The organism is Nocardia sp. NPDC004860, assembly GCF_040609015.1.
GTDB lineage: Bacteria > Actinomycetota > Actinomycetes > Mycobacteriales > Mycobacteriaceae > Nocardia.
Genome location: NZ_JBEXJI010000009.1, coordinates 239915 through 250740 on the forward strand (window position 1 = coordinate 239915; position 10826 = coordinate 250740).

At 68.1% G+C, this 10826-nt stretch carries 9 protein-coding genes; 4 read left to right on the forward strand and 5 right to left on the reverse strand.

Annotated elements, in window-relative coordinates; all coding sequences use genetic code 11:
- Window positions 1-54: 54 nt before the first annotated feature.
- The 3 genes from ilvC to ABZV44_RS19690 form a co-directional block, all read right to left on the reverse strand.
- Window positions 55-1056 (reverse strand): ketol-acid reductoisomerase, encoded by a 1002-nt coding sequence (gene ilvC, locus ABZV44_RS19680; protein WP_354837986.1) that lies wholly within the window; start codon window positions 1054-1056, stop codon window positions 55-57.
- 110 nt (window positions 1057-1166) lie between these two features.
- Entirely contained in the window at window positions 1167-1670 is a 504-nt protein-coding gene (gene ilvN / locus ABZV44_RS19685; protein WP_040860049.1) for an acetolactate synthase small subunit, read from the reverse strand.
- Window positions 1667-3643, reverse strand: a complete 1977-nt coding sequence (locus tag ABZV44_RS19690; protein WP_354837948.1) for an acetolactate synthase large subunit — start codon at window positions 3641-3643, stop codon at window positions 1667-1669. Before ABZV44_RS19690 ends, ilvN begins: the two co-directional genes overlap by 4 nt.
- A 298-nt stretch (window positions 3644-3941) precedes the next feature.
- On the opposite strand from ABZV44_RS19690, the gene ABZV44_RS19695 reads away from it, so the two are divergent.
- The 3 genes from ABZV44_RS19695 to ABZV44_RS19705 all read left to right on the forward strand — a co-directional run bounded on the left by ABZV44_RS19695 (window position 3942) and on the right by ABZV44_RS19705 (window position 6841).
- Window positions 3942-4538: a PH domain-containing protein gene (locus ABZV44_RS19695; protein WP_354837950.1), complete on the forward strand. Its 597-nt coding sequence runs from the start codon at window positions 3942-3944 to the stop codon at window positions 4536-4538.
- Between the two features lie 145 nt (window positions 4539-4683).
- Window positions 4684-6525: a dihydroxy-acid dehydratase gene (gene ilvD / locus ABZV44_RS19700; protein WP_354837952.1), complete on the forward strand. Its 1842-nt coding sequence runs from the start codon at window positions 4684-4686 to the stop codon at window positions 6523-6525.
- 16 nt (window positions 6526-6541) lie between these two features.
- Window positions 6542-6841 (forward strand): hypothetical protein, encoded by a 300-nt coding sequence (locus tag ABZV44_RS19705; protein ID WP_354837954.1) that lies wholly within the window; start codon window positions 6542-6544, stop codon window positions 6839-6841.
- Window positions 6842-7291: 450 nt separating this feature from the next.
- Here ABZV44_RS19705 and ABZV44_RS19710 read toward each other — a convergent pair whose 3' ends face one another.
- Window positions 7292-8161 (reverse strand): DoxX family protein, encoded by an 870-nt coding sequence (locus ABZV44_RS19710; protein ID WP_354837956.1) that lies wholly within the window; start codon window positions 8159-8161, stop codon window positions 7292-7294.
- A gap of 135 nt (window positions 8162-8296) precedes the next feature.
- On the opposite strand from ABZV44_RS19710, the gene ABZV44_RS19715 reads away from it, so the two are divergent.
- On the forward strand, window positions 8297-9445 hold the full coding sequence (locus ABZV44_RS19715; protein WP_354837958.1) for a PQQ-dependent sugar dehydrogenase: 1149 nt from the start codon (window positions 8297-8299) through the stop codon (window positions 9443-9445).
- 382 nt (window positions 9446-9827) lie between these two features.
- On the opposite strand, the gene ABZV44_RS19720 is transcribed toward ABZV44_RS19715, so the two are convergent.
- Complete coding sequence (locus ABZV44_RS19720) at window positions 9828-10652, reverse strand: MerR family transcriptional regulator (protein WP_354837960.1); 825 nt, start codon at window positions 10650-10652, stop codon at window positions 9828-9830.
- Window positions 10653-10826 lie beyond the last annotated feature (174 nt).

The window sequence follows — 10826 nt, forward strand, 5'->3', positions numbered from 1 at the left end:
GACATGAAACGACCCGCCGGGCACTGGGTCCGGCGGGTCGCAGTCGCGAAACCCTTAGGCGGTTTCGGTGATCGGGCGGTCGACCCAGCTCATCAGGCCGCGGAGCTTGGCGCCGGTGACCTCGATGGGGTGCTCGGCGTTGGCCTTGCGCAGGGCCTCGAGCTCCTTGTTGCCACCCTCGACGTTGGCGACCAGGCGCTTGACGAAGGTGCCGTCCTGGATGTCGGTCAGGATCGCCTTCATGCGCTCCTTGGTGCCGGCGTCGATGACGCGCGGGCCCGACAGGTAGCCACCGAACTCGGCGGTGTCGGAGACCGAGTAGTTCATGCGGGCGATGCCGCCCTCGTACATCAGGTCGACGATCAGCTTGAGCTCGTGCAGGACCTCGAAGTAGGCCATCTCCGGCGCGTAGCCGGCCTCGACCATGACCTCGAAACCGGTCTTGACCAGTTCCTCGGTGCCACCGCAGAGCACAGCCTGCTCACCGAAGAGGTCGGTCTCGGTCTCTTCCTTGAAGGTGGTCTTGATGACGCCGGCGCGGGTGCCGCCGATGCCCTTGGCGTAGGACAGCGCCAGCGCCTGGCCGGTGCCGGTCGGGTCCTGGTCGATGGCGATCAGGGCCGGAACGCCCTTGCCGTCGACGAACTGACGACGCACCAGGTGGCCCGGGCCCTTCGGGGCGACCATGCCGACGGTGACATTGGCCGGAGCCTTGATCAGACCGAAGTGGATGTTGAGGCCGTGGCCGAAGAACAGCGCGTCGCCGTCCTTCAGGTGCGGCTCGATGTCGTTGGTGAAGATCGAGGCCTGCGCGGTGTCGGGCGCGAGGACCATGATCACGTCGGCCCACTCGGCGACCTCGGCCGGGGTGCCGACGGTCAGGCCGGCCTCTTCGGCCTTGGCACGGGACTTCGAGCCCTCCTTGAGGCCGATGCGCACGTCGACGCCGGAGTCGCGCAGGCTCAGCGAGTGGGCGTGGCCCTGGCTGCCGTAGCCGATGACCGCGACCTTCTTGCCCTGGATGATCGACAGATCGGCATCGTCGTCGTAGAACATCTCGACTGCCACTTTGGGTGCTCCTTCTTGGATTCTGTGATTAAGCGTGGTGGATCCCGGCCGAAAGCATGCCGGGATGGCGGGCGGATGGCCGCCGCGGCGGCCGGTTACTAGCGAGTCGCGGTGATCGACTTGGGTCCACGACCCACCGCGACGACTCCGGACTGCACGATCTCACGGATCCCGTAGGGCTCCATCATGCGCAGCAGCGCGTCGAGCTTGGAGCGGGTGCCGGTGGCCTCGATGGTCAGCGCGTCGGGCGACACGTCGATCACCTTCGCGCGGAACAGGTTCACGGCCTCGATCACCTGGGTGCGCACACTGGCGTCGGCGCGCACCTTCACCAGGATCAGTTCGCGGGCCACGGAGCTGTCCGTGTCCTGCTCGACGATCTTGATGACGTTGACCAGCTTGTTCAACTGCTTGGTGACCTGCTCCAGCGGCAGATCCTCCACCGTGACGACGATGGTCATGCGCGAGATCTCCGGGATCTCGGTGCCGCCCACCGCGAGCGACTGGATATTGAAGCCACGCCGGGAGAACAGACTGGCCACGCGGGCCAGCACGCCCGGCTTGTCCTCCACCAGCACGGACAGGGTGTGGGTGGTCGTCATTCCTCGGTCCCCTTCTGGGAGGCACGCTCGTGGGCGGCCAGCGAAGCCTTCTCGTGTGACATCGCCTCGTGGATCACGGCGGGCTCGGACGCCGACTCGTCGTCATCGAACAGCGGGCGGATGCCGCGCGCGGCCATGATCTCGTCGTTGGAGGTGCCGGCGGCGACCATCGGCCACACCTGTGCGTCCTTGCCGACGATGAAGTCGATCACCACGGGCCGGTCGTTGATCGACTGCGCCTCGCGGATCGCGGCCTCCACGTCCTCTTCCTTCTCCACGCGAATGCCGTGGCAGCCCAGCGCCTCCGCCAGCTTCACGAAGTCGGGGATGCGCAGGGTGTGGGTGCCCAGGTCGGTGTTGGAGTAGCGCTGCTCGTAGAACAGGGTCTGCCACTGCCGGACCATGCCCAGGTTGCCGTTGTTGATCAGCGCGACCTTGATCGGCACGCCCTCGACGGCACAGGTGGCCAGCTCCTGATTGGTCATCTGGAAGCAGCCGTCACCGTCGATGGCCCAGACCTCGCGGTCCGGCATGCCCATCTTGGCGCCCATGGCGGCCGGCACGGCGTAACCCATGGTGCCCAGACCACCGGAGTTCAGCCAGGTGCGCGGCTTCTCGTACTTGATGAACTGCGCTGCCCACATCTGGTGCTGGCCGACGCCGGCACAGTAGATGGCGTCGGGACCGGCCATCTGGCCCAGCTTCTCGATGACGAACTCCGGCGACAGCGAACCGTCGGACGGGGTCTTCCAGCCCAGCGGGTAGCTGTCGCGGACACCGCTCAGGTAGTGCCACCACTCGGTCAGATCCAGCAGCGGAGCCTTGCCCGCGGCGGCCGGATCGGCCTTGAGGGTCTCGATCAGCTCGGCGATGACCTCGCGGCAGTCGCCCACGATCGGCACGTCCGCGTGGCGGTTCTTGCCGATCTCGGCCGGGTCGATGTCGGCGTGAATCACCTTGGCGTTCGGCGCGAACGAGTCCAGCTGGCCGGTGACGCGGTCGTCGAAACGCGCGCCCAGGGTGATCAGCAGGTCCGAACGCTGCAGTGCCGCAACGGCTCCCACGGTGCCGTGCATACCCGGCATGCCCATGTTCAGGGTGTGGGTGTCGGGGAACGCGCCGCGCGCCATCAGGGTGGTGACCACCGGAATGCCGGTCAGCTCGGCCAGTTCCAGCAGTTCCTCGTTGGCGTCGGCCTTGATCACACCGCCGCCGACGTACAGCACCGGGGCCTTGGCGTCCATGATCATCCGGGCGGCCTCGCGCACCTGCTTGCCGTGCGGCTTGGTGACCGGACGGTAGCCGGGCAGCTTCATCTCCGGCGGCCAGGAGAAGGTGGTCTGCGCCTGCAGCACATCCTTCGGGATGTCGACCAGCACCGCGCCCGGGCGGCCGGTGGAGGCCAGGTGGAACGCCTCGGCGATCATCCGCGGGATGTCGATCGGGTCGGTGACCAGGAAGTTGTGCTTGGTGCACGCCATGGTGATGCCGGAGATGTCGGCTTCCTGGAAGGCGTCGGTGCCGATCAACGAACGGCCGACCTGACCGGTGATGGCCACCAGCGGCACCGAGTCCATCTGCGCGTCCGCGATCGGGGTGACCAGGTTGGTCGCGCCCGGACCGGACGTGGCCATGCACACACCCACCTTGCCGGTCGCCTGTGCGTAGCCGGTCGCGGCGTGACCCGCGCCCTGCTCGTGGCGGACCAGCACGTGGCGGACCTTGGTGGAATCGAACAGCGGGTCGTAGACGGGAAGAATCGCACCGCCCGGAATGCCGAATACCGTGTCGACGCCGAGCTCCTCGAGGGAACGGACGACCGACTGCGCGCCGGTGACCCGCTCGGGCGGGACCTGGCGGCGGTTCGAGGCCGGAGCAGAAGCTGACTCTCGGCCAGCCGAGGAGGTCGGCTGAGTGGCCGAAGGCGCGGGCCTGCGGGCCGAGGGCCCGGGCCGGGCGGTAGGTGCGCTCACCGTCTTGGTTCCTAACTGCTTGTCGTTCCAGTCCATGGACTTGCCTGAACACAAAAAAGCCCCCGACAGCCAGTGGCTGTTCGAGGGTGGCGCGTCGCAGCTGCGAGCTGACGTAAATGACCTACAGTCGTCGGCTCAGCGCTGGACGCGCCGGCCGATTACGAGCAACTCGGTTCGATTCACGCGCTCGACGGTATGCGCGCGTGGGTCGTCCAGTCAAACAGCTGACCTATTGGGTCTCATTATGTGAGACAGTGCGGTTGATCGGGTCCGTTCACCGTGATGCAAGGATGGGGGTGTGTCCTCACAGCATCAGTCCGTGCCACCTGCTCGATCGTCCCACACGCCCGAGTCCGAATCCGACGCGGGTCGCGTGATCCGTATCCCCCGGCTCGCTCACCTCGGCGTGTTCATCCTGCTGTTCTGCGTGGCGTTCGCGTTCTTCGGGTGGCCGCAGGTGCTGTGGATCCTGTTCGCCATCCCGGCCGCCGTGGTGGTGTGGATCGAGCGGACCCGGACAACCGTCTCGGACAATGGCGTCGACACGCGCACCCTGTTCGGCGGGCGGCACATCGACTGGGCCGACGTGCGCGGGCTGCGTATCCCCAAGCGGGGGTACCTGCAGCTGCATCTGGCCGACGACTCCGATGTGACGCTGCCCGCGGTGGGATACAACCGGCTCGCGGATCTCGTCGATGCCTCGGGTGGGCGCATCCCGGATCCGTTCGTGGAGCCCGAGGAGGATGAGGACGAAGCCGGCGACACTGCGGCCGAAACCACCGAGGCGGTGTCCGAATCCGCCGACGCTGTGTCCGAAACCACGGAGCACGCGGCCGAAACCACCGAGCCGACGGCCGAATCCACCGAGCGCGAGGCCGATTCCGGCAAGTCGTAAGCGTTTCGGGGGTGCGGAGTTCTTACCGGCGGTGATCGAGGTCATGGCGCGGGAGTAACGTTGAGGCCCGCCGGAGAACGTCGCGAGACGTATTTCTGGACAGTCGCTCAACAGCCCACTGCGACACGACCCGAGGACCTGACCAATGCCACCGCTTCGCTCACGCATCACCACCGCCGGCCGTAATGCCGCGGGCGCACGCGCCCTCTGGCGCGCGACCGGTCTCACCGACTCCGACTTCGGGAAGCCGATCGTCGCCATCGCGAACTCCTACACCCAGTTCGTCCCCGGCCACGTGCACCTGAAGGACGTCGGCGAGATCGTGGCCGAGGCGGTCCGGGCGGCCGGCGGCGTGCCGCGCGAATTCCACACCATTGCCGTGGACGACGGCATCGCCATGGGTCACGGCGGCATGCTGTACTCGCTGCCCTCGCGCGAGATCATCGCGGACTCCGTGGAATACATGGCCAACGCGCACACCGCGGACGCGCTCGTGTGTATCTCCAACTGCGACAAGATCACCCCCGGCATGCTGAACGCCGCCATGCGGCTCAACATCCCGGCCGTGTTCGTCTCCGGCGGTCCGATGGAGGCCGGTAAGGCCGTGGTCGTCGGCGGCGTGGCCCAGGCCCCGACCGACCTGATCACCGCCATCTCCGCCAGCGCCTCGCCGAACGTCACCGAGGACGGGCTCACCGAGGTCGAGCGCTCCGCCTGCCCGACCTGCGGCTCCTGCTCGGGCATGTTCACTGCCAACTCCATGAACTGCCTCACCGAGGCGCTGGGCCTGGCGCTGCCGGGCAACGGCTCCACGCTGGCCACCCACGCCGCGCGCCGGGCGCTGTTCGAGAAGGCCGGCCGCGTCATCGTCGATATCGCCACCCGCTGGTACCGCGACGACGACGCCTCGGTACTGCCGCGGAACGTGGCCAATGCCAAGGCCTTCCGCAATGCCATGGCGCTCGATGTGGCCATGGGCGGTTCCACCAACACCGTGCTGCACACCCTCGCCGCCGCGCAGGAGGGTGAGATCGAGTTCGATCTGCAGACCATCGACGAGATCTCGCGGCGCGTGCCCTGTCTGTCCAAGGTGTCGCCGAACTCCGACTACCACATGGAGGACGTGCACCGCGCCGGTGGCATCCCGGCCATCCTGGGCGAGCTGCGCCGCGCCGGCCTGCTCGAGACCGACGTGACCACGGTGCACACCGCGTCCTTCGACGAGTGGCTCGACACCTGGGATATCCGCTCCGGCAAGGCTTCCGACGAAGCCGTCGAGCTGTTCCACGCCGCGCCCGGCGGGGTGCGCACCACCGTGCCGTTCTCCACCGAGAACCGCTGGTCCTCGCTCGACACCGACGCCGAGGGCGGCTGCATCCGTGACAAGGCGCACGCCTACACCGTCGAGGGCGGGCTGTGCGTGCTGCGCGGCAATATCGCCCCGGACGGCGCGATCCTGAAGACCGCCGGTATCGACGAGGACCTGTTCACCTTCGAGGGCCCGGCAGTGGTGGTCGAATCCCAGGAGGAGGCGGTCTCGAAGATCCTGGGCAAGGAGATCAAGCCCGGCGACGTGGTCGTGGTCCGCTACGAGGGTCCCTCCGGCGGCCCGGGCATGCAGGAGATGCTGCACCCCACCTCGTTCCTGAAGGGCGTCGGCCTGGGCAAGGTCTGCGCGCTCATCACCGACGGCCGCTTCTCCGGCGGCACCTCGGGCCTGTCCATCGGCCACATCTCCCCGGAGGCGGCCAGCGGCGGGTCCATCGGCCTCATCGAGAACGGCGACCGCATCCGCATCGACGTGCACACCCGCGCGCTCGAATTGCTGGTCCCCGAAGACGTTCTCGCGGAGCGCCGCGTGAAAATGGAAGCGTCCGAACGGCCGTGGCTGCCCGTGAACCGCGAGCGCCCGGTGACGACCGCGCTGCGTGCCTACGCCGCGCTCGCCACCTCCGCCGACAAGGGTGCCGTCCGGCGCGTGCCGTAATCAAGAAAGCAAGGGAATGACAATCGAATACATCGGCAAGGCCGACTCCATGCTTGCCGAGTACACGGCCATGCTCCAGCGGTCGGACGCCCGCAATGCCGAGGCGAAGGCATTGCTCGCCGAGGCCGAGGAGCTGGCCGCCGAGGTGCGGGAACTCGACCACGCCGAGTTCATGGCGACGCCGGACGAGCAGATGCGCATCAACCAGCACCGGGCGATGCTGCACCAGGAGATCGACATGAAGTCCGGCCGGGTCCTCCAGCTCCACCAGGAGACCTTCCAGGAATGGGAATCCTGGACCACGCGTCAGTGGTGAAAGGTGGTGGGGGGCAAGCCCCCCACACCCCCGGGAGAGGATTGCGGGGGCAAGCCCCCGCACCCTCGGAGAAGAATTTGTGGGGGCAAGCCCCCACACCCCTGGGAAGACTGGCCGGGCGCCAGCTCCATATCCCGTGGAAGGACTTGCGGGCGCCAGTCCCACACCCCCCGGGTAGGAGATTTGTGGGGCAAGCCCACACCCTCGAAGGGGCTCGCGGGATCTTTCAGATCACACCTGAACGTCTCGCGGAGCCTCCCGCGCAGCCGGAGGATGCAGGGTCTCGCCCACGCTGGTGAAGCGCACAGGATTTACCACGTCTCATGCTGTACACGAGGAGTTCCTGCGGGGGCACACCGTTCGAGGGTTCTCACATGGACCGTACGACGAAGCGGCCGTATCGATCTGTTGGGATCGGTACGGCCGCTTGGCGGTTCGGGGTGTCGGGGGTTAGTTGAAGGTGATGCCGGATAGGGGGTTGCCGCCGTGGAGGTAGGTGTAGGCGAGGATGGCGGCGGCCAGGGCGGCGGCGATGGCGGCTAGGGAGCCCCAGAGGGGTCTGGTGGCCCAGCCTCGGTTGCGGTCGAGGGAGAGGCGGCCGGGGCCGGTGAGGATGAGGATGGCGGCGAGGGCTATCAGGATGGATTCGAGTTCTACCGAGTTGCCCTTGGCGGAGTATTGGAAGCCGGGGACCATGGACTGCTTCCACATCCAGGCGTCGAGGATGATGGCGAGCAGGGCGCCGGCGGCCAGGGGGGTCGCCACGCCGAGGGCGACCATGATGCCGCCGCCGAGTTCGCCGGCGATGAGGAGGGGGGCGGCGAGGTCCACATGCTTCCAGCCGCCGTTCTCCATGGCGGTTCTGATGCCGTCGTAGCCGGGGCCGTGGAACCAGCCCGCGGCCTTCTGCAGGCCGTGGTAGATGAAGGTGCCGCCGATGACCAAGCGCAGCAACAGCAGTCCGAGGTCCAGCGTGCCGCGGCGGTCGTCGCGGCGGCGGACCCGGCCGTTGCTGTCGGCGGGGCTGGGCGGTGCCGGCGGGATGCTGGCGAAGGAGTAGGTCGGGGACGGCTCGGTGATGGTGCCGTCGGCCGCACCGGGGATGGCGCTCTTGACCTGGTTGTAGAGCGGGACCTCGGGGTCGAGACCCAGTTCCTCGTCGGTGCGGGGTAGCTTCTCGGTGGTTTGGACGCCGGACGGGGTGGCGAACTGTTCGGTCGGCGAATCGAAGGGGCTCCGGACCGGTTCACCGGCCGGTCGCGGAGCAGCGGGCGGCAGGTCGCCCGCCACGGCGGACGGCTCGTTCGGCTTGTCTGTCACGCGGGCCACACTATTAGCCAGAACCGCTCGGCACACAGCAGAACACGGGCGTGTCCACCGTCCGATTCGCGCCACGGCGAAGGAAGGGACACCCCGTCCGAGCGTGGACGGCAGGTTTTCCGTAACGTCTCAACCATGAGTTTGGTTGCCGCAGGCCGTGCCGGGGTGGGTGCGCGGAGAGTTGTGCTGGGCGTGACGCTCGGCGCCGTGCTGCTGTCCGGCTGCGCCCGCTTCGATGATCGTGCCTCGAGCCCGTTCACCACGGAGCCGACCTGGCAGGACGCCGAGCCCAGCACCACCACGCCGAAGGTGCCGCCGACCAATGCCAAACGCCCCGATCTGCCGTGCGTGGATCCCGATCTGGCAGTGGTGGTCTCGTGCCTGGACACCACCGCCGGCCTGGTCGCGCTGCCGGACGGCGGGAGCGCGCTGGTGGCCGAACGCACCACGGGGCGCATCCTGAAGGTGGTCGCCACCGACGAGGGCGAGCCGCCCGCGCCCATCGAGGTCGCCCGGCTGGATGTGGATCCGGCCGGCGACGGGGGTCTCACCGGCCTGGCGCTGTCGCCCACCTTCACCGAGGACGGGCTGATCTACGCGTACGTGACCACCGGGGGCGACAACCGGGTGGTGCGCATCTCCACCGACGGTGGCGCGCCCAAGCCGATCCTGACCGGAATCCCGAAGGGGGTCAACGGCAATCGCGGGTCCATCGATTTCGCCGCGCAGAACCGCATGCTGGTGCTCACCGGTGACGCCGGCAACCCGTCGCTGGCGGCCGACACCAACTCGATGGCAGGCAAGCTGCTCAGCATCAACTCCCCCGCGCCCGGCGCCTCCGCCGATGTGGTGGTGACCGGTATCGGCGTGGCGGGCGGGGTGTGCTCGGACGGCAAGGATTCCATCTGGATCACCGACCGCACCGCTACCGAGGATCGACTGCAGCGGGTCGGCCCCGACGGTGTCGCGGTGAAGGCTTGGACCTGGCCCGATCACCCCGGCGTAGCGGGCTGTGCCGCCGCCTCGGACGGGGTCGCGATCTCGCTGACCAACCAGCGGGCCCTGGCTCTCGCCACGGCCGACAAGAACACCCACGCCGTCACCGCGGCGCCTTCGCTGCTGGCCCAGGACAAGTACGGCCGCCTCGACGGTGCGACGCTGGGCGGCGACGGCAATATCTGGGTCGGCACCGTGAACAAACCCGACGGCAATCCCAACCAGTACGACGACCGCGTGGTGCGGATCCCGCCGCCGTCCGCGGGCCAGGGCAACGGACCGGACTAGCCACCGGCTTTCCCTGCGGCGCACAGCAACAGCTGTGCGCCGCAGTGTTTTTCGGGGAGTGCGAGTTCCGCTCGCTGCCACTACCGGCCAGTGCCAGCCATTTTCGAGTGCCGACACCGGCCCGTGCCCCCACGGATCCGGGTCCGGTTGCGATGTTCACGCCCGGGTCGAACGCCCCATACCGCGGGTTGGGCAAATGATCAGCAACTCTGGAGGAACGTGACGGGAAATATCGATGGTGGCGGCAGCGTCGATCTGGGTTCCGCGGCTTTGAATTTCGCCGATGTGGTGACCTCGATCATGTCGAACATCACCTACTGCTGCAGTCCTGGGGCAGCGCGTAGTCGAGAGGACACCGGATGCCGGGTCGGGCCCGAGGCGTTCACACGGCAGGGGCGACCGGCATTTGCAGTTCTACGACCCACCCGTCCGAGGTCGGGTCCTCGGGCGCATTGAGGTAGACCTCGCGGATGGGAGCATTGGGGGCGTAACGGTTCTCGTCGGCCCAGCGCCCCATGGCCTCGAAGGACACGCACAGTTCGGCCAGCTTCCCGCGATGCACCAGGGTCGCGGCCTGCGGAATCTCCGGCAGCAGGTGCAGGTCGAGGCTGCTGCCCGGCGCGGCGGTCCCCGCGACCTGATGCGCGACGTGCACGCGCAAACCTTCTTCGAGCTCTTCGTAATACACGACGGGCGCGCCGGTGATGGTGAGCCCGGCCTCCGGGATCAGTTTCCCGAGCCGGGCGTAGATCCGCTCGATGATGGGCCCGACCGCGGCCTCCCCGGATTCGGCCGCGACCTCGCTCATTTCGGCGACGAGCGTGGCGGACAGCGGTTTCACGATGATTTCCTGCTCGGGCATGACGCCCTCCTTCTGGATGCGCAGGAGCCTCGCCTCGACGCTCGCGAGCCGTGCGGTGTCCGCGGCCACCTGATTGGCCAGCTGCGCGCGACGCAGTTGCAGCATGCCGTGCAACCGCTCCGCGGACAGCTGCCCGTCGAGGAGCTCGGCCACCTGATTCAGGGTGAAGCCGAGTTCCTTCAACGCGACGATCCGGTTGAGCCGTGCGAGCTGTTCGGCCGAATAGAACCGATAGCCGCTGCACGGATCCACCTCGGACGGCGGCAGCAGTCCGATTTCGTCGTAGTGGCGCAGCATTCGCACCGACACCGATCCGAACCTGGCGAAGTCTCCGATACTGAACATGACCCCTCCAGGTTTAGGACCTCACACGGTGTGAGGGTCAAGCCCATGATCACTCGAGAGCTCGGGGCGGGGGGGGGGGGGCGCGCGGCCCGCGTGGGGTAGAGGGGGGGGGGGGGAGGGCTGGGTGGCGCCCCCGCCGGGGGGGGCCCCAGGGCGGGTGGGGGGGGTGGGGCC